The 19,180-nt window shown below is 71.8% G+C and carries 16 protein-coding genes; 5 read left to right on the forward strand and 11 right to left on the reverse strand.

Annotation, left to right across the window (positions count from 1 at the left end):
- Window positions 1-6 precede the first annotated feature (6 nt).
- The 4 genes from HKD39_RS10075 to HKD39_RS10090 all read right to left on the reverse strand — a co-directional run bounded on the left by HKD39_RS10075 (window position 7) and on the right by HKD39_RS10090 (window position 4,407).
- Entirely contained in the window at window positions 7-2,202 is a 2,196-nt protein-coding gene (locus HKD39_RS10075) for a penicillin-binding transpeptidase domain-containing protein (protein WP_171199758.1), read from the reverse strand.
- Window positions 2,199-2,711 (reverse strand): cell division protein FtsL, encoded by a 513-nt coding sequence (gene ftsL / locus HKD39_RS10080; protein WP_171199759.1) that lies wholly within the window; start codon window positions 2,709-2,711, stop codon window positions 2,199-2,201. Before ftsL ends, HKD39_RS10075 begins: the two co-directional genes overlap by 4 nt.
- A complete protein-coding gene (gene rsmH, locus HKD39_RS10085; RefSeq protein WP_212754435.1) occupies window positions 2,708-3,682 on the reverse strand; it encodes a 16S rRNA (cytosine(1402)-N(4))-methyltransferase RsmH in 975 nt (324 codons plus the stop codon). Before rsmH ends, ftsL begins: the two co-directional genes overlap by 4 nt.
- Window positions 3,683-3,969: 287 nt before the next feature.
- A complete protein-coding gene (locus tag HKD39_RS10090; RefSeq protein WP_343074680.1) occupies window positions 3,970-4,407 on the reverse strand; it encodes a division/cell wall cluster transcriptional repressor MraZ in 438 nt (145 codons plus the stop codon).
- Between the two features lie 688 nt (window positions 4,408-5,095).
- On the opposite strand from HKD39_RS10090, the gene HKD39_RS10095 reads away from it, so the two are divergent.
- Genes HKD39_RS10095 through HKD39_RS10105 form a run of 3 tightly spaced genes read left to right on the forward strand, consistent with a single transcriptional unit; the run spans window position 5,096 to window position 10,429 of the window.
- A complete protein-coding gene (locus HKD39_RS10095; protein ID WP_343074671.1) occupies window positions 5,096-6,349 on the forward strand; it encodes an AAA family ATPase in 1,254 nt (417 codons plus the stop codon).
- Window positions 6,350-6,383: 34 nt separating this feature from the next.
- The gene (locus HKD39_RS10100) at window positions 6,384-7,748 is read left to right on the forward strand and encodes a DUF58 domain-containing protein (protein WP_171199760.1); all 1,365 of its coding nucleotides are present in this window, start codon (window positions 6,384-6,386) and stop codon (window positions 7,746-7,748) included.
- Window positions 7,745-10,429 (forward strand): transglutaminase TgpA family protein, encoded by a 2,685-nt coding sequence (locus HKD39_RS10105; RefSeq protein WP_171199761.1) that lies wholly within the window; start codon window positions 7,745-7,747, stop codon window positions 10,427-10,429. The genes HKD39_RS10100 and HKD39_RS10105 overlap by 4 nt, the downstream gene beginning before the upstream one ends.
- A gap of 271 nt (window positions 10,430-10,700) precedes the next feature.
- Here the strand turns inward: HKD39_RS10105 and HKD39_RS10110 are convergent, their stop codons facing one another.
- The 4 genes from HKD39_RS10110 to HKD39_RS10125 form a co-directional block, all read right to left on the reverse strand.
- On the reverse strand, window positions 10,701-10,958 hold the full coding sequence (locus tag HKD39_RS10110) for a hypothetical protein (RefSeq protein ID WP_171199762.1): 258 nt from the start codon (window positions 10,956-10,958) through the stop codon (window positions 10,701-10,703).
- A gap of 52 nt (window positions 10,959-11,010) precedes the next feature.
- Window positions 11,011-11,403: a DUF3040 domain-containing protein gene (locus HKD39_RS10115; protein WP_171199763.1), complete on the reverse strand. Its 393-nt coding sequence runs from the start codon at window positions 11,401-11,403 to the stop codon at window positions 11,011-11,013.
- A 171-nt stretch (window positions 11,404-11,574) separates the two neighbouring features.
- Window positions 11,575-12,891 (reverse strand): DNA polymerase IV, encoded by a 1,317-nt coding sequence (gene dinB, locus HKD39_RS10120; RefSeq protein ID WP_171199764.1) that lies wholly within the window; start codon window positions 12,889-12,891, stop codon window positions 11,575-11,577.
- A 16-nt stretch (window positions 12,892-12,907) separates the two neighbouring features.
- Window positions 12,908-13,843: a class I SAM-dependent methyltransferase gene (locus HKD39_RS10125; RefSeq protein WP_171199765.1), complete on the reverse strand. Its 936-nt coding sequence runs from the start codon at window positions 13,841-13,843 to the stop codon at window positions 12,908-12,910.
- A 132-nt stretch (window positions 13,844-13,975) separates the two neighbouring features.
- Between HKD39_RS10125 and HKD39_RS10130 the strand changes: the two genes are divergently transcribed.
- Entirely contained in the window at window positions 13,976-15,130 is a 1,155-nt protein-coding gene (locus HKD39_RS10130) for a ParA family protein (RefSeq protein ID WP_425488440.1), read from the forward strand.
- A 206-nt stretch (window positions 15,131-15,336) separates the two neighbouring features.
- On the opposite strand, the gene HKD39_RS18790 is transcribed toward HKD39_RS10130, so the two are convergent.
- Entirely contained in the window at window positions 15,337-15,954 is a 618-nt protein-coding gene (locus tag HKD39_RS18790) for an SAV_6107 family HEPN domain-containing protein (RefSeq protein ID WP_212754408.1), read from the reverse strand.
- A gap of 150 nt (window positions 15,955-16,104) precedes the next feature.
- On the opposite strand from HKD39_RS18790, the gene HKD39_RS10140 reads away from it, so the two are divergent.
- Window positions 16,105-16,782 (forward strand): GNAT family N-acetyltransferase, encoded by a 678-nt coding sequence (locus HKD39_RS10140; RefSeq protein ID WP_212754409.1) that lies wholly within the window; start codon window positions 16,105-16,107, stop codon window positions 16,780-16,782.
- Between the two features lie 40 nt (window positions 16,783-16,822).
- Here the strand turns inward: HKD39_RS10140 and HKD39_RS10145 are convergent, their stop codons facing one another.
- Together HKD39_RS10145 and HKD39_RS10150 are read right to left on the reverse strand one after the other, a co-directional pair.
- On the reverse strand, window positions 16,823-18,502 hold the full coding sequence (locus HKD39_RS10145) for a DUF885 domain-containing protein (protein WP_171199767.1): 1,680 nt from the start codon (window positions 18,500-18,502) through the stop codon (window positions 16,823-16,825).
- A 103-nt stretch (window positions 18,503-18,605) separates the two neighbouring features.
- Window positions 18,606-19,160 carry a hypothetical protein gene (locus HKD39_RS10150; RefSeq protein WP_171199768.1) on the reverse strand — a complete coding sequence of 185 codons (555 nt, stop codon included), beginning with the start codon at window positions 19,158-19,160 and terminating at the stop codon, window positions 18,606-18,608.
- Window positions 19,161-19,180 lie beyond the last annotated feature (20 nt).

A 19,180-nucleotide genomic window follows, 5' to 3' on the forward strand; every position in this document is an offset into this window, starting at 1 on the left:
GCAAGGCTACCCGCCCAGGTTCGGGTACAGCTTCCGCAGCGGCGCCATCTTCGCCGACGGCGGTACGTTGGCCGCGTTCATCAGGTAGCTGCCGAAGTCGTGGAACAGCGGGGCGGCGCTGTCGCCACCCTCGCGGTCACCGCCCGGCCGGTCCAACGCGATCGCGATCACGTACTTGGGGTTGTCCGCCGGCAGCATCCCCGCGAATGTGGTGGTGTACAGCGACTGCGAGTAGCCGTTGGTCTTCGGGTCGATCTGTTGCGCCGTACCGGTTTTGCCGGCCACCTGATAGCCGGCGATGGCGGCCTTCGGTGCGGTGCCGCCGTAGGCCATCGAACCGCGCTGCACGGTCGCGGTGAGCATGGTGCGCAGCTGCGCTGCGGCGGTTGCGCTCATCGCGCGGGTCTTCTTGCCGGGTTGCGCCGGCGTGGTGACGCCGTCGGTCGTTGTGCTCTTGACGATCGATGGTTGCACCCGCACCCCGTCGTTGGCGATCGCCTGGTACATCGAGGCGAGCTGCAGCACCGTCATCGCGACGCCCTGCCCGATCGGCACGTTCGCGAACGTCGCGCCGCTCCACTGCGACGGGTCGGACAGGATGCCGGCGGACTCGCCGTTCAGCTGGATGCCGGTCTTGCTGCCGATGCCGAGCTTGCGGATCTGGTCGTACCAGACCTGCGGGCCGAGCTTCTCGGCGATCATCAGGGTGCCGACGTTGCTGGACTTGCCGAGGATGCCGGTCGCCGTCATGTCCACCGGTACGTGGCCCCAGGCGTCGCCGACGGTGATGCCGCCCATCTCGATCTTGTCCGGCACCGTGAACACCGTGTCGGGGGTGATCAGCTTCTTGTCCAGCGCGGCGGCCATGGTGACCACCTTCGCCACCGAGCCAGGCTCGACCGGGGTGGAGACCGCCAGGTTTCCGGTCTTCTTCGGATCCTCACCCGGCCGGTAGCTGGCCATCACCGGGACCAGGCCGGTATCGGCCTGCATCACCACCATGGTTCCGCCCTTGGCACCGGAATCGGCGACGGCCTTGGCGAGCAACTGCTGCCCGGTGTACTGCAGGTCGGCATCGATGCTGAGTTGGATGGAACTGCCGTCCCTTGCCGGGTTTTGCTGGCTGACGGTGCCGGGAATGGCGGCGCCGCCCGGGTAGTACTGCTCGGTGCGGGAGCCGTCCTTGCCGCCCAGCAGCGCGTCGAAGTGGCTCTCGATGCCGGCCAGGCCGTGACCGTCCCAGCCGGTGGAGCCGATCAGCGGATCGGCGATGCCGGCGTTGGGGTACTGCCGCATCTGCTGCGACTCGGTGACGACGGCGTTCAGCGCCTGGTTCTGCTGCTTGACGCTGAGCTTGTACTTCTTGTCCAGCAGCAGCGGGCGGACCTTGGCAAGCACCGCCTCGGCCTGCGCCGGCATCAGGTTGTCGGCGACGTAGAGGTACTTCTTGCCGGTCTGGTCGAGGTCTTTGCGGATCTTGGCCTGACTGATGCCCTCGGCCGCGGTGCTGCCCTGCAGCTGGGACCAGATCACCGCGGCCACCGCGTCACGCTGGGCCTTGTCCTGGAAAAGCTTGGGGCGCACCGCAAGTCGAGCACCCTCAATGGTGAACGCCATCGGCGTGCCGTCGGCGTCGGTGATCAGGCCGCGCTGTGCCGTCAGGGTGACGGTGCGGTCGCGAATCTGGTCACCGGCCGCGGCCCAGGCGTTGCCCTGCACGCCCTGCACCCACACCAGCTTGGCGAAAACGCCGGCGAGCAGGGTGAGCAGCACCGCCAGCGCGATGTTGCCGCGCCGCGGCAGGTTGGCCTTGACTCCGCGGGAGCGCTTGACCCGCCGGCCCCGCACCGACTTCACCTTGCGGGCCGGCCGCGGTGAGGCGACGACCCTGGCGCCGCCTGCGCTGCCGTGTCCGCGCTGGGGTGCGCGCTTGGCGCCGGGCTTCGAGCCGCTGGCCGGACGCTCGCCACGGGCCGGACGGTCGGTGCGGGCCGGACGGTCGGTGCGGGCGGGACGGTCGGTGCGGGCGGGACGGTCACTGCGGGCCGGGCGGTCACTGCGGGCCGGGCGGTCGGTGCGAGCGGCGGGCGCTGATTCCCTGCGCGGCACGGTGTTCCGGGTCGGACGGGACCCGCGCGCCTGCTGCGAACCGCTGTCCCGAGACCCGCGGCCGTGGCCGGCCGATGGGCGTCCGGCGCTCACTGACCCGGCTCCTGCCCCGGCGTGGTGAGTTCGATGACCTTGGGTTTGGGCCCGCTGGCGTCGATCACGGTGACGTCGTCGGTCGGTGCCATGCCGAGCTTGGTCGCCTCGGCGGCGATCCTGGCCAGCGAATCCAGTTGTGCCACTTCGCGTTCCAGCGCCTCAATGTCGGTGCGCAGCTCACCGGAGCGTTCTTGCGAGTTGCTGATCTGAATGCCGGTCTGGTCGGAGCGGGTGTTCAGGTACAGCACCGAGGCGGTCGCGAAGGCCAGCAGCGCGATCACCGCGATGACGAACGGCACCCTTGCCAGTCGCTCGCGGAGCGGGCGGCCGACCCGCAACAGCACCGGGTCGGTGCCGGTGTCCATCGCGGCCAGCCGCTGCAGGCGTCTGTCCCGCCTGTCATATGCCTTGGTAGCAGCGGTTTTCGACCCTGCGGTCTTGGTCGACCCCGGGGTGGAGGGCGCAGCCGGGCGGGACCGGGTGGGGCGGGGTGCTGTGGTGGTCATGCGGCTCTCCGGATGCGTTCGGCGGCGCGGAGCCGCGCCGATGCGGCCCGCGGGTTCTCGGCGATTTCGGACTCGGTGGGGGCGGCGCTGCCGCGTACCAGCAGCCGCAGCTCGGGACCGGTGCCCGGCAGCTCGACCGGCAGGTCCAGCGGCGTGGTGGACACGGTCAGGGCGGCCAGCGCACGCTTGACGATGCGGTCCTCCAGCGAGTGGTAGGACAGCACCACGATGCGGCCGCCGACGTCCAGGCAGCTCAGCGCCGCCGGAATGGCCCGCCGCAGCGCGCCCAACTCGTCGTTGACCTCGATGCGCAGCGCCTGGAAGGTGCGCTTGGCCGGGTTGCCGCCGGTGCGCCTGGCAGCGGCCGGGATGGCCTCTCTGATGGTCTGCACCAGCTCGGCGCTGGAGGCGTACGGCTGCTTCTCGCGGCGCCGGACGATCGCGGCAGCGATCCGCGGCGCGAACCGTTCCTCGCCGTATTCGCGCAGCACCCTGGCCAGCTCGCCGGCCGAGTAGCTGTTGACCAGCTCCCCCGCGGTGACCCCGACGGTCGGGTCCATCCGCATGTCCAGCGGGGCGTCCTGGGCGTAGGCGAAGCCGCGATCGGCCCGGTCCAGCTGCAGCGACGAGACCCCGAGATCGAAGAACGCACCGGCGACGCTGGGCGCGCCGACCCTCCCGCGATCGGCGAGATCGCTGACCACGTCGGCGATCTCGTCGTAGACGGCCTGCACGAGGTAAGCGCGATCGGCGAGGCCGGCAGCGGCGATCCGGTCGCCGGCGATGCGCAGCGCCTCCGGGTCGCGGTCGAGCCCGACAACGGTGAGTTCGGGGTGGGCCTGCAACAGCCGGATAGTGTGCCCGCCCATGCCGAGCGTGGCGTCGACCAGCACGGCGTCCGGCCCGGTCAGCGCCGGGGCGAGCAGCTCGCCGACCCGCTCGGCGAGCACGGGCACATGCAGCTGATCCAGTGCGGGATCGGCAGGTGCGACCGGGGCGGGCTGCGATGCCGGCTGCTGGCCCGGCGTCGGTTGGTCGCTCACCTTTCCCCCTTTCCCGGGTCGGATGGCTGAGAGTGATCGGCTGCTGATCGGCGGGATGGGTGGAACGGTGGTGCGGCTGCTGCTGGTGAGCCGTTCGGCTGGGCGGTCCTGCTTCCTGGTCCCCACCCGCCGCACCTGGCGCGGGGGAAGGCGCGCCAGGGGTCGGCGGGTGTAGGCCGGGCGGCAGGTGCGCTGTCGGGCCGGCGGCTCGGTGGCTACGGAGGGTTCAGCAGCCCCCTTTCCGGGCTGACGAACGGCGATTCGTGCTCGGACTGGTAGGCGGCGAACTCGTCGGCGTTCCAGATCTCCATCCGGCGGCCGGCCCCGGCCACCACCACGTTCTTGGTGAGCCCGGCGTACTCGCGCATCCGTGCGGGGATGCCGATGCGGCCCTGGCCGTCCGGCTCGATGGCTTCGGTGTTGGCCAGCAGGTAACGCTGGAAACCGCGGGCCTTCTCGTCGGTGATGTCGGCGTCGATGGCGCCGGCGGCGAAGCGTTCGAAGCCGTCCTCGGTGAAGACGTAGAGGCAGCGGTCCTGGCCCTTGGTCAGCATGACGCCCGCCGAGAATGCTGCCCGGTAGCGCGCGGGCAGTGTGACGCGACCCTTGTCGTCCATCCGGACCTCGGCCGAGCCGGAGAAGTAATCGCGTATTGCCACTGCACCTCCCGGCCTCCTCCAGCTCACTGCCCTGCCTGTTGCCCGTGTTGCAGCAAACTGTGCCACAGTCCCCCACTTCGCGCCACTTTCCACCCCGATTTGCCACCAAGTTTCTTGACCGCGCCCGGATCGGGTAGGCGCGGAGCGCAAATCCGCAGGTCAGTGCGGTTCGGTCGGTGGTGGGGCTGGGTGGGGCGCCAGGCGCCGGGGATTCCTACCAGTGGCCCCGAGCGAGTCGAGAGCCGCGGTTTTGCGGCCCTTTCGCGCGCCTCGCGGCCACTGGTATGAATCTGGCCGGCACTGATGCGGCGTCCGAGTGGGGCACGGTGGGTCGGCCGGTGGGGAACGGTGGGTCGGCAGGTGGGGCACGGTGGGTCGGTGGGTGGGGCACGGTGGGTCGGCTGGGGAACGGTCGCCGGGGTCATGAGCAGCCCGGGCGGCCGCCCGGCACCACCGGCGCGGCACCGTCGGCGCGGCACCGTCGGCGCGGCACCGTCGGGGCCCGAGCTGGACTCCGGCAGGGCGCAGCGTCGGACCGGGACAGCGCCGCTCGTCCGGACCGATGCGCTCGCTCCCCTGTGGCGCGACCTCCGCATTTGGCACACTGGCTTGAGCGATCCCAACTGAACCTGAGCTGACTCCAGACCCGCCTGCTCGCTCTGCACCTCGTCAGGAGGCCTTCGTGGCCCAGCACTTGTCCCGTACCGACCATCCGGCGCCTGCTGCCGAGCAGCCAGGGCCGGCGGCGCCGGCCGGGGCACCGGCCGGCGAGCAGTACCTCGGCAACGGCAGCGGCGACTGGCCCGGCTCCGGGTCGCAGGGCCACACCGCGATGCCACCGGCCGGTCCGGCGGAGCAACGGTTCGCTGGCCGACCGGGCAACCAGCCCGCGGGCCCGGCGCAGCAGCAGGCCGCGCCCGACGACGCTCCGGCCCGCCCGTCCCGCCAGCAGCGTCGCGCTCCCGCCCCGCAACAGGGGGCGCTCGGAGTCGAGGGGATCGCCAGGGTCGGCCAGCAGATCGCCAACTCCGTCGGCACCGTGATGCTGGGCAAGCCGGAGGCCATCCGGCTGATCACCATCTCCATGCTCACCGAGGGCCACCTGCTGATCGAGGACGTGCCGGGCACCGGCAAGACCAGCCTGGCCAAGGCGCTCGCCGGGTCCATTGACGGCTCCGTCAGCCGCGTCCAGTTCACCCCTGACCTGATGCCGAGTGACGTCACCGGCGTCAGCGTGTACGACCGGAACACCAGCGAGTTCGAGTTCCGGCCGGGACCGGTGTTCGCCAACATCGTCGTCGCCGACGAGATCAACAGGGCATCGCCGAAAACCCAGTCGGCACTGCTGGAATCGATGGAGGAGCGGCAGGTCACCGTCGACGGCACCAGCTACCCGCTGGCCCGGCCGTTCCTGGTGCTGGCCACCCAGAACCCGGTCGAGATGGAGGGCACCTACCCGCTGCCGGAGGCGCAGCGCGACCGGTTCCTGGCCCGCACCGCCATCGGCTACCCGGACACGCGGTCGGAGGTGGCGATGCTCGCCGAACGCGACCGGGTCGACCCGCTCGACGCGATCCGCCCGGTCACCGACATCGCCACGGTGGCCGCTATGGTGGCCGGCGTCAACCAGGTGCACCTGGCGCCCGAACTGCGCAACTACATCGTCGAGATCATCGGAGCCACCCGGCAGACTCCCGAGGTGCGGCTGGGCGCTTCCCCGCGGGCGGTGCTGCACCTGGGCCGGGCGGCCAAGGCGGCGGCGGCGCTGGAGGGACGCGGGTTCGTGGTGCCGGACGACATCGCCCGGCTGGCCCCAACGGTGCTCAGCCATCGGCTGCTGCTGACCGTCGAGGCGCACGCCGCGCACCGCTCGGCCGACGACATCGTCCGGAGCTTGATCAGCCGGGTGCGGGTGCCCCGAGGTACCGGTGGCTGATTCTTCGTCGCGCAGTTGGCATCTCGGTCGGGGCATGACCACCAGGGGTCGCTGCCTGCTCGCCGGTGGGCTGGCCGCGGCCATCTGCGCCATCCTGCTGGACGAGCGAGATCTGCTGCGGGTCGGCATTCTGGCCGCGGTGCTGCCGCTGGCGGCGTGGCTGTTCACCTCGTTGCGCCGGCCGAGAGTTGTTGCGCGGCACCAGATTCACCCGGATCGGCTGTCACCTGGTACCACCGGCGAGGTGGTGGTGACGCTGGCCAGTTCCGGCGGCGGCGGTCCCACTCTCGAGTTTGCCGCTGCCCCGGTCGCCGACCTGACGCCCGGCGCCAGGCTGGTGCTGCCCGGCATTCGTCCCGGACGCCCGGTGCAGGCCAGCTATCCGCTGTATGCCAGCCGCCGCGGGCGGTTCGTGATCGGCTCGCCGATGCTGCGGATCGCCGATCCTTTCGGGCTCTGGGAAGACGTGCACACCATCGATTCCCGCGCCGAGGTGCTGGTGGTGCCGGCGCCGGTGACGCTGACCGGGCTGCCGGTCGGAGCCGGCCACCAGTCCGCGGCGTCCGGGCGGGCGGTGGCCGGTGCCGTCGGCGGCGATCCCGACGTCGCCGTCCGCGAATACCGCAGCGGAGACGACATCCGCACCATCCACTGGCGCGCATCGGCGCGGCACGACGATCTGATGGTGCGTCTTGAGGAACCGGTCTCGCACGGCGGCGCGCTGGTGCTGCTGGACCACCGGGCCGAGGCGCACCGCGGCACCGGCCGGGACAGCAGCCTGGAGGTGTCCATCACCCTCGCGGCGTCGATCAGCCTGCACCTGTTGGACAGCGACCACGAGCTGGCCCTCCTCGGCCACGCCGGCCAGGTGATCGCCCACGGCCACGACATCTCCGACGACGTGCTCGCCGGGCTCGCGCTGCTGGAGCCGACCACCGATGACGCCGAACTGCAGCTGCCGCCGGTGGGCACCGCCGGCACCGTGATCGCCGTGCTCGGGGCGGTGGACGAGGCGTCGGTGCTGCGGTTGATCGCCACCCGCCCGCGGGGTGTGCAGGCCGTCGCGATCCTGCTGGACGTGGAGAGCTGGAATCCCTTCCCCGGCACCCGGCCCGGGTTCGAGCCGGGGCCGGTACCCGGGTCGCAGCCCGGAGCTCAGCCGGGCCGACAGCGGGCCGCGATCGACGTCCGGCGCACCGAATCGCTGCTGGACGCCGCCGGTTGGCGCACCGCGGTGCTGCGCCGCGGCGACGACCTGGCCGACACCTGGCGCCGGGCCTGCCGGCTCAGCAGCTCGAACGAGTGGTCCGGCGCGGCCGGGGCGGCCGACCTGGCCGGTGCCGGCCCGGCCAGCCACTCGTCGGCACCGTTCGCGCGGGTGGGGACGGCCGGGCGATGACGGCAACGCTGCCGGCCGCCGGCGCACCGGGAGAGCCGACACGCGCTCTGCCGCGACGCATTCCGCAGCCGGGCAGCTGGCCCCCCGGCGGGGCCGGCAGCGTCGGCGGACCTGGCGGACCCGGCGGTCCTGGCGGACCCGGTGGTCCTGGCGGGTTCTCGTCGGCCGAGCCGGACGGGTTCCAGCCGCCGCCCACCCGCGGCGACCGGCGGCTGGCGGTGTTGCCGACGCTGGTGGCGTTGCTGGCGGTGCTGGGCGCATCGACCGCGTTGAACGCGGTGGTGGCCGGCGGCGGGTTCTTCACCCCGCTGGTAGAGGTGGTGGCGGTGATCTGGCTGCTCGGCGTCGGGTGCCGGCTGCTGCGGGCACCGACGCTGGTGGCCGTGCTGGTGCAGTTCGCCGGCCTGGTCGGCGCGCTGACCGGGCTGTTCGCGACCACCGGCTGGTGGGGGTTCATCCCGAACTCATCGGCGTTCTCCGAAGCCAGCCAGCTGCTGACCGGTGCGTGGGATCAGATCCTGGCGAACTCACCGCCGGCGCCGTCGTCGGTGCAGCTGAGCTTTCTGATCTGCCTGTCGGTCGGTGCCACTGCGCTGATCGTCGACTTCCTGGTGGCCGAGGCCCAAGCCCCCGCGCTGGTGGCGCTGCCGCTGCTGTGCCTGTACTCGGTGCCGGCGTCGATCGCGACGGAACAGTTGCCGTGGTGGTCGTTTGCGCTGCCGGCGGTGCTGTACGCGCTGCTGCTGGCGTTGACCGGACGGCTGGGGTCACGGGTGCGCGGCAAGGCGACGACCGGGGTGCTGATCAGCGCGCTGGCGGTGGCCGGCATCGGTACCGCGGCGGCCGTCGTCGCCGGCGATTCGATCACCGCGATCGGCACCGAAGGACGGCTGCCGCGCGGCACCGAGGGCGGTCCAGGGCAGATCGGGCTGTCCCCGTTCACCTCGCTGGCCAACGACCTGCGCCGCTCCGAACCTCTTGAGCTGCTACGGGTTTCCGGCATGGAACGGCCGGACTACCTGCGCACCGTCGCGCTGAGTCGGTACGCCGGCGGGTCGCAGGGTGAGTGGGTGCCGTCCGAACTGGTCGACGACGGCCCGGCGTCCGGCAACCTGCCGGCGACGGACCCGACCGACGCCGACCAGCGGCAGGTGCAGGTCACCTCGCAGCGGTTCGCCGACCGGTTCCTGCCGAGCTTTCTGGAGGCCACCGCCGTCAACGGTATGCGGGGCAACTGGCGCTACGACGCCGCGGCCGCCACCGTGTACAGCGACCAACGGCAAAATCCCGGTAGCTACACCTTGCGGCGGTCTTTCGCCGAGCCCACCGTTGCCCAATTGCAGGCCGACACCGTCACCGCCGATGCGAATCTGGTGGCGCTGCCCGTCGTCCCGGAAATGGTGCGGGCCACCGCCGCGCAGGTGACCGCCGACGCCAGCACACCGTTCGACAAGGCTGACACGCTGCGCCGCTGGTTCACCAACCCGGCCAACGGTTTTCGCTACTCGCTGCAGGCCCCGGCGCAGACCACCGGCGATCCGCTGACCGACTTCCTGACCGACAAGCAGGGCTACTGCGAGCACTACGCCTCCACCATGGCGGTGATGCTGCGCACCCTCGGTATCCCGGCCCGGGTCGCGGTGGGCTTCACCCAGGGCACCCAGGTGGCGGACGGCACCTACCAGATCACCACCAACGACGCGCACGCCTGGGTCGAGGTCCGGTTCGACAACAACGGCTGGGTGCGGTTCGACCCGACGCCGCTGGTCGGCGGGCAGGGCAACGAGCAAGGCTTCTCCGAGGACACCGGCACCGACGCCGGGGCCAGCCAGGCGCCCGAGACGTCCAGCGCGGCCCCGTCGAGCGCTCCCGACTCCGCCGCCGGTGCCGACAACAACGCGCAGCTGCCGGACGGCGGCCAGACCGAGAACCCGACCCGATCGCAGGCGCCGACATCGGCGGTGGCGGCGGCCGGTTCCCAGGACGACGGCCCGAGCGGACTCGCGGCGATCCCCGCCGCGGTGTGGTGGACCGGGCTGGGAGTGTTGGTGCTCGCCGGCCTCGCCGCCGCTCCGACCATGGTGCGCCGGGGCCGGCGCAACCGCCGGCTGCGGGCCGCCGCTGCCGGCGGTCCGGCCGCTGCGACCTCGGCCTGGGCGGAGCTGGAGGACGTGATGCGTGATCACGGGCTGCCGGTCTCGGACACCGAATCGTCCAGGGAGGTCGCCAACCGGTTGGCCCGCACCTCGCGGCTGACCGAGCAGGCCAGAACCCGCCTCAAATCCTTGGTGCTGGCCGCCGAGCGTGAGTGGTACGCCGGCGCTGGTGTTAGTGCCGGGGGTTCGGCCGGTGCCGGTGGTTCGGCGGGCGGTGCTTCGACCGGGGCCACCGGCGCTTCCGCGGAAGCATTTGGTGGTGCCGGATCGGCCGGTGCTGGTGGTGCTGCCGGTGCTGGTGGTGCTGCTGATGCTGGTGCCAACACACCTGCGTCCGGCGCAGCTGCTGGGGCCGGTGCTGGTGCTGGTGGGGCCGCATCTGCGGGACCGGCGCAGAGTTCCCATGGCGAACCGTCGCTGGCCAACGCCGTCGACGTGGTCGCGAAGTGCATCGCTCAGTCAGCCCCGCTGTCGTGGTGGGACCGGCTGGTGCCCCACAGCCTGCGCCCCGCCGCCTGGAGCTGACCCGACCTCCCGCGCAGCCGGCGCCCCGCCGCCTGGAGCTGCGCCGACCATCCTGCCCCGCCCCCTCGCCGACCTCGCGCGACCCTCCGCCGCTCTTGCCCCGAGCCGACCCTCCGCGGACCCCGCGATCACAACTCTTTCGGTACGGCACAACCGTTTCAGCGCACTGAAACGGTTGCGATGTACTGAACGGGTTGTGATCGTGCTGAAGGGTTGTGATCGTGCGCGGGGCCGGAGCAGATTGCACGCGAGCTCTACCTGAGCTTGACGTTCAGAGTGCGGCGTGGTGCGCCGCCGGAGATCGGGGGTCTTCTACACGGGGCCGTCGAGTCGCGCAGTGCTCGATGTCGCGATGCTCAATGTCGCGATGCTCGAGGTCGCGGTACTCGACGTCGTGGTGCTCGAAGTTCGCGATGCTCAATGTCGCGATGCTTGAGTCGCGGTGCTTGAGGTCGCGGTGCTCGATGTCGGCGTGTTCAACGGGACGGTGCTCACGGCCGTCGGGTGGAAGTGCGCTCGCGGACAGCATGCCGGCAGCGCGAGCGAGTCAGGAATCCGAGCGGGTCAGGATCCCGAGCAGGTCAGGATTCTTGGTCGAAGCGGCGACGCAGCCGCTCCTCCATGCGCTGCGACAGCGACGAAGAGGTGGCTGGGGTTGAATTGTCGTCGTCCGGTTCGGGGACGGCGGCGATCTTGCCGCGACCGGGCAGACCGAAGACGAACAGGCCGACACCGGTGACCATGCCGAGGAAGCCGAGCACCGACACCACCACGCCGAGGGCCAGCAGCGACTGGGTGGCGATCACGCCGACCACCAGGCACACGATGCCGGCGATGAACACCGCACCGGCGATGATCGGCCGCCGCCGCCGGATGCGCGTGACATTCACGCTGGTGGCGAACTTGGGGTCGTCTTCGATGAGCGCGCGTTCGATCTGGTCGAGCATGCGCTGCTCGTGCTCGGAGAGCGGCATGGCTCCTCCTGCAGCACCGGGGCCCGTGGGCCGGATTGGTCGGCTCCCGCCCGGGGAACGCGCCCCCGTGGTCGGTCTGGCTGACGGTGGCTGATGGCCACCTACGTTCAGGATACGAGGGAAGCCGCTGAGCTACCAGTGCTTGGCCAAGACCGCTGGATAACAACCCCGTCAACGCCGGTTCTCGGTCGGCTCGGCGTGACCTGCTGGCCGGATCAGGCTGGCCGGACGAACAGCGCTGGCGCCGAACCGGGCGCTGATCGCGTCGATGGTGGTCTCGGCCTGCCGCACCCGTTCGGTGCCCCTCGCCGCCGCAGCGGCGCTGCCCTCGCCACCGCGACCGTCGCCCGCCGGCCCAGCGGCGAGCTCGTCGAAACTGAGTTGTTGCTCGTGCTGGGCGGCCTCGGTCAGCCCTTCCAGCCGGATGCCGATCAGCCGAACCGTTGGGCTGAGGTCGAGCCGGTTCAACAGCCCGGCGGCGGCGGTGTACAGCTCGGCGCCCAGGTCGGTCGGGGTGGGCAGGGTGATCGCCCTGGTGACGGTGGTGAAATCGGCGAAGCGCAGTTTCAGGCCGACCGTCCGGCCCCGCAGTCCGGCCGCCCTGGCCCGCCGCGCGGTGCGGTCGGCCAACCCCAGCAGCGTCCTGCCGAGAAAGTCGGCGTCGGCGGTGTCGGTGGCGAAGGTGGTCTCGGCGCCGATCGACTGCTCGGCGACCATCGGCGTGACGGGACGGTCGTCCCTGGCCCAGGCCAGCTCGTAGAGCTTGCTGCCGATGGCGCTGCCCAGCCGCCGGCGCAGCCACTGCGGGTCGGCGCCGGCGATGTCGCCGACGGTGGTGAAACCCAAGGCGTGCAAAGACTTTTCCGCTTTGGGACCGACGCCCCAGAGCGCGCGCACGCCGAGCGGGTGCAGCAGCCCCAGCATCTGGTCGGGCGGCACCACCAACAACCCGTCCGGTTTGGCCAGGCCGGACGCCAGTTTGGCGACGAATTTGTTCGGGGCGACACCGACGGTGGCGGTGAGCTGCAGCTCGTCGCTGATGCGCTGCCGCAGGCGGGCGGCGATCTCCGCGGGCCGACCGGAGCTGCGTCTGGCGCCGGCGACGTCCAGGAACGCCTCGTCGACGCTCAGCGGCTCCACCAGCGGGGTGACGTCGGCGAAGATCGCCATCACCTCTGTGGAGACCTCGCGGTACAGCTGCTGATCTGGCGGCACCACCACCACGTGCGGGCACAGCCGGACGGCGCGCCCGGTCGGCATGCCGGAGCGGATGCCGGCGACCCTGGCCTCGTAGCTGGCCGACAACACCACGCCGCGGCCGCCGCTGTCGCCGGCCACCATCATCGGGACGCCCCGCAATTCCGGGCGGCGCCGCAACTCGACGAAGGCGAAGAAGGCGTCCATGTCGACGTGCAGCACGGTGCAGGCGGCGTCGTCGACCGCGGCGAGGTCGGTGGTGACGACCCTGGAACCGGCGCTCTGACCCATGGTCCCGCTCCCCCGGCTACTGCTGCGCGGGGACGGCGATGATGTGCAGCTCGGCGGCCAGCTCGCGCAGCGGCGGGCTGGTGGACAGCTGCGCTTCCAGACCGGCGAGGGCGCGCCTGCCGTCCGGCCGGGCCTGCAGGATGGCGCCGGGCAGCAGCCCGGACACCACGCCGATGCCGTTCGCGCTGGTCACCCGCAATCCGGCGGCGGCCAGCAACTCGCTGAGACGGTCGATGTCGAACCGCACCCGCAGCGGATCGGCAGCGCCATAGCGACCGTCGGGGCTGGCGTGGACCGCCATCGCGTCTTCGAAGCGGCCGGCCAGCGCCATCGCGAGGACGGCCGCGGGCCGGCCCGGCACCAGCAGCGACAGTGCCCCGGTGGGCGCGAGGCATCCGGCGAGGGCGGCGAGCGCGGGCGGAACTCGCTCGAGCGAGTCGACCGATTCGAGGACGCGATGGCACAACACCAGATCGGCGTCGGCGTTCCCGACCGCGGATTCGAGCGCATCGAGGTCGGCCTGCACGGCCACCACGCGGTCGGCGACGCCGGCCTCGGCGGCGCGGCGGCGCAGGATGGCCAGCGCGTCGATCGACGGGTCGACAACGGTGACCTGGCAGCCGGCGACCGCCAGCGGGACGGTGAGGCTGCCGCTGCCACCGCCCACATCGATGACACGGGCGTTGCTTCGGCCGGCGAGCAACGCCCGCAGGGTGGCAGCGACCGGGTCGCCCACGGCAGCGTCCCGGTCAGCACTGGATTCGGCACCGGTGGCGGCCGGCCCGCGCGGGACTCGCGAGGCGGCGAGATCCCCGGGGGCAGTGCCAGCCGGGTCAGCGGTGCCAGCCGGGTCAGCGGTGCCAGCCGGGTCAGCGGTGCCAGCCGGGACGGGTGCCGGCGAGGGGACGCCGCCGCTCGGGTCGATGGTCGGCGGTGGTTGGTTGGCGGCCATGCTGGGGCGGGCACCTCCTTCCGGACAGCTGATGCCAGCAGCCTATCGACGGCCGCCGACGCCGGTGCCGCAGACGCACTCGGCGGGTGCGCATCCGGCGCCCGATATCTTGTCCGTGTGGTGGTTGCGAGCGTGCTCAGTCTCAAAGGTGGCGTCGGCAAGACGACGGTGGCGTTGGGGCTGGCGTCCGCGGCCGTGCACCGCGGCGTCCGGACCGTGTTGGTCGATCTGGACCCGCAGGCCAACGCCAGCGCCACGCTGGCCCCCGAGCACGATCCGTCGCTGCCGGTGGGGCGCCGGAAGCGGCAGTCAAGGGCCGAGGCGTCAAGGGCCGGGGCGCCCAGCGCCGGGTCGCCGAAGTCGGAGTCTTCGAGGGCGGAGTCTTCGACGGCGCAGACGGTCGGCGGCACAGCGTCCGGTGCCACAGCAGCGGGCGGCAAGACGTCGGGTGCCGAGGGTTCCAGGGCAGCGGCGTCCGGCCGGAAGGCCGCCGACGGCCGGACGACCCGCCGGCCGGGCGATGAGCCCGGCGCGGGCGGCACCGGCAAGGCGGCAGATTCCGGCGCGGCCCGGGGCGCCGGCCGCAAGGGCGCCGACGCGGCGGACAGTGACGCCGCCGGCGATGCCGGCTGGTGGCAGGGTCAGCCCGGCGCACCGACGGCCGAGACCGTGCTGGCCACCGTCGCCGACGTCCTGGCCTCCCCCAAGCGCGGGGTGGTGGCCGATGCGCTGCTGACCACCTCGTGGGGGCCGGAGCTGCGGCTGCTGGCCGGCAGCGAGCATGTGGAGGCGCACAACCACCCTGACCCCGGGTCCAAGCGGTTGTCACGGCTGGCCACGGCGCTGAGCAAATTGCCGGACGAACCCGAGCTGGTGCTGATCGACTGCCCGCCGTCGCTCGGTCAGCTGACCCGCAGCGCGCTGGTGGCGAGCGACCGCGCGGTGTTGGTGACCGAGCCGTCGCTGTATGCCGTGACCGGCGTGCAGCGCGCCCTGGAGGCGGTGCAGGCCGAGCGGACGGCGCACCGTCCGACCCTGCAGCCGCTGGGCGTGGTGATCAACCGGGTTCGCCCGCGATCCACCGAACACGACTTCCGGCTGGCGGAGCTGCGTGATCTGTTCGGCCCGCTGGTGTTGCGGCCGGTGCTGCCCGACCGTTCAGCGGTGCAGCAGGCCCAGGGCGCCGCGGTGCCGATCCACGAATGGCCGACGCCGGGTGCCCGCGAGATCGCCGGCATGTTCGACGCACTGCTGGACCGGTTGCTGCGCTCGGGCAAGCGCCGCTGACGCCACGGCCGAACAGCCGCACGAGAGCACAGCCGCACCAGACCACAGCCGGGCAAGGCCACCGCCGCACCAGACCACAGCCGGGCAAGGCCACCGCCGCACCAGACCACAGCCGGGCAAGGCCACCGTCGAACTCGGCCACGCCGAACAAGACCGGCGGCAGCATGCTGCCGGCCCGGCCGCTGGGGTGGGCGGGGTATGCGTGCTCAGCCGCGTTCAGGACCCATCCGCACCTCCACCAGTTCGAGGAACTCGGCCGCCTGCCGCAGCATGTCGTCGGCTTCTCTGGCGCCGATGGTGCGGGTGATCCCGGACTCGGCCAGCTGGCGTTTGCTCGCACCGGCGGCAAAGAACGCCGCCCATTCCGCCAGATCGGGTGCCACTCGAGCCAACAGATCCCAGGCATTGCCGATCCGGCCACGCCCGGGACGGGCCCTGGTCGCCAACAACGCCGCCGCCGCGCGCAAGGCTGCCAGATGGGCAGCCGCGTACCTCTCGCCGGCGGAGTCGGCGCGCATGGCCTGGCCCAGCCCGCGGCCGGCGTCGCCGAGCAGCCCCTGCGCCTGCCGACCGACCGGCGGGAACCGACGCGGCTCCCGCCGGGACGTCGGGTGTGAGCCGACCGGGCGCCGTGGTGCAACGCCGGGCCTGCGCCCAGCTTTCGGCGGCGGTCCCGAAGCCGGCTCCGGCGCCGGGTTGATCGCCGGGGTGCCGGCCGCCGGGGCGTTGGTCGCTGCTCTACTGATCGCTGCTGTGTTGATCGCGGCCCTGTTGATCGCTGCGGCACCGCTGGTCGCGGTGGCTCTGCTGATCACTTCTGTCATCGTTGTGCTCCTCTCCGCGGCCCGGAACTCCGTCCGCTGTCGAACATGGGTTCGATGCTAGGAGCGGGGTCCGACAGTGCCCCTTCCGGCGGCCCCTCCGGCGGCCCTTCCGGCGGTGGCAAAGCCCGGCCCGCGATCGGGCATGGTCTGATGAGAGGCATGGTCGTCGAGCACACCGACAGCGCCGCCCCGGCGGATCGGCGCGGCACCGCGGGCGGCGACCGGCCTCATCCCGCTGTCCCTACCCAAGGCCGCCGCGCTGATCCATCCGGCACCGCCGGCCCACCGGTGCTGCGGGCGCTGAGCGGATACGAGTTCGAGGCCATCTGTGACGATCTGCTCGACATCTACGTCGCCGCGATGCGCTACCCGATCGGCACCGGAACCGGCCGGCGCCGACTTTGGATCGACCACAGCCGGCGTCCAGGGTTCAGCTGTGTTGTGGCCTTCGAACCGCCGCGGGTGCCGGTGGCCTTCGGTTACGGCTACACCGGCTCAGCGGGCCAGTGGTGGCACGAGGAGGTGCGCCGCGGGCTCACCGCCACCCAGGCGGACAGCTGGCTGACCGGCGCGGAACGGTACGCCGAGCTCACCGAGCTGCACGTCCGGCCGGATCGGCAGGGCGCCGGCCTCGGCGAGCGGGTGCTCCGCGACTTTCTGGCCGGTCGCACCGAACCGCTGGTGCTGCTGTCGACACCGGAGGCGGAGAACCGGGCATGGCGGCTCTACCGCCGGCTCGGCTTCCGAGATGTGTTGCGGCACTATCACTTCACCGGCGACCCGCGCCCATTCGGGGTGCTCGGCCGCACCCTACCGCTGGCGCCGTGACGCCCACGGTCAGCATGCCGCCGCCCGTGACGGTTTCGGGTCAGAGGGTGTCGAGCAGCGCCGCGAGCGGATCAAGTCCCATGCCGCCGGCGCGCAGCGCTGCGGTGTGGAAAGCCTTGGGATCAAAGGCCTCTCCGTGTCGACGTCGCGCATTGTCCCGGCCGGTCAGCCAGACCCGCTCGCCCAGCTTGTAGGCCGGCGCCTGCCCCGGCCAGCCGAGGTAACGGTCGATCTCGTCACGGGCGTGGGCCGGATCGCTGATGGTACGGGTCAGCAGGAACTCGAGGCCGAGCTCAGGCGTCCAGCGCTCCCCCTCGTGAAAGCCGGTGCCTTCAGGGATTTCCAGCTCGAGGTGCATGCCGATGTCGACGACCACCCTGGCCGCGCGGAACAGCTGCGCGTCCAGCATGCCGAGCAGGTCACCGTCGTCGTCCAGGTAACCGAGCTCGCGAACCAACCGCTCGGCATACAGCGCCCAACCTTCGGCGTGCCCCGAGGTACCGGCGATCAGCCGCTGGAAGTCGTTCAGCTGATCCTTGGCCGCGACGGCGGTGGCGATCTGCAGGTGATGCCCCGGAACACCTTCGTGGTAAACGGTTGTCGTCTCGCGCCAGGTGGAGAACACCTCGCGGCCCTCCTCCACCGACCACCACATGGTGCCGGGCCGGGAGAAGTCGTCGGTCGGGCCGGTGTAGTAGGCGCCGACGCCGCCGCCGGGCGGGGCGATGCTGCAGGCCAGTGTGCGCATCGGGCCCTGGACGTCGAAGTGTGTCTTGGACAACTCCTCAACGGCGGAGTCGGACAACTGCTGCATCCATTGCTGCAGACCGTCTTTGCCGCGCACCTGATACGCCGGGTCGTCGTCCAGCTTGTCGGCCGCTGCGTGCGGGTCACTCTCCCCCGGCGCGATCCGCGCCGCGACCTCACGCAGCTCGGCCTCGATTGCCAGGAACTCCTGCCAACCCCACCGGTAGCTCTCTTCCAGGTCGACGGTCGCGCCGAGGAACGAGCGTGACTCCAGCGCGTACCGCTCCCGCCCGACGGCGTCCTTCTCGGGCGCTTTCGGCAGCAGTTCGTCGGTGAGGAACCGGGCGAGGTCGGCGTACGCCGACGACGCCGCCGTCGCTCCCGCGGTCAGCTCCTGCCCGACGGCGCTGCCGTCGCCGGCGCCGGCCTTGCCGGCGAGCTCGGCGAAGAAGCCAGGTTCGGTACCGCCGGCGAACACCTCACATTGCGTGATGCACGCCTGAACCTGGCGCCGGGCAACGACTTTGCCGTCGGCGGCGGCGCTCGCCAGGCTCTGCCGATAGCCGGCCAACGCTCCCGGCACGGCCTGCATGCGGCGAGCCAGCGTGCCGCGCTGCTCGTCGGTCTCGTGCGGCATCAGGTCGAAGATCTGCCTGATGTTCTGCACCGGTGAGGCGATGACGTTCAGATCGGCGAGAGTCCAACCGCTGTCGTACTGGTCTTTGGTGACCTGAAGACGTTCCAGCAGAACGTCTTTCGCCAACCGCTCGGCATCGTCGGCCGGCTCGACGGCGCTGGCCTCGGCGATCACTTCGGCCACCATGTCGGCCTCGGCCTTGCGCCCGGCCGGTGACAGGTCGTCGAGCTTGTCGTCGTGGCCGGGCACCCCGAGGTAGGTGGCATAGATCGGGCTGTGCTCGGCGATCTTGGGAATCAGGGAGTTGGAGATCTCGGTGATCGAGCGTGACGTCATGCGATCAACATACGACCAGGTGCCGGCACGCGGTCCCGCGGTAGGTTCACCGCCGGCCGACAAGGCGCCGACAACCCGCCGGCCAGCCGCCGGTCTGGTGCGGTCAGCCCCAGATGCTGCCGTAACTGACCAGCAGGACCGTCATGAGCAGGGCCATCGGCACCGCGATGATGCCGAGAACCAGCCCGGCGATGGCCAGCCCGCGCCCGCTGCCGGTGCGGTTGGCAGACACCAACCCCGACGCCGACAGCACCACACCGAGGACCCCCAGCACCAGCCCGACCACTGGTGCCCACCAGCCGATGACTCCGAGCAAGCCGCAGACGAACCCGCCCACCCCAAGGTTGTTGGCCGGTCGTGGCCCGGCCGGGTAATAGGGCGACTGGTAGGGGTAGGCGCTGGGCGGCGGGCCGTAGCCGCGCCACGGCGCCCCGGGCTCTGACGAGAGCCACACCAGCGGGTACGGAGCGGCGGGGAACGCACCGGGCGGGGCGCCGGAGTAGGCGTCCGGCTGCGGGGCAGCCGGGGTGGCGCCGGTGTCGGCGGGCGCTGCGGGCGGCGGGTGCATCGGGTAGCCGTCGCCGGGCGGCGGCAGGTAGAGACCGTCGCCGAGGTCTGAGGCCTGCCACCCGTCGCTTCCGGATGCGTTGTCGATCATCGCCCTCTCCTGACGAGCCC

The sequence above is a fragment of the Nakamurella aerolata genome (assembly GCF_013002705.1).
In the GTDB taxonomy this organism is placed as follows: Bacteria; Actinomycetota; Actinomycetes; order Mycobacteriales; family Nakamurellaceae; genus Nakamurella; species Nakamurella aerolata.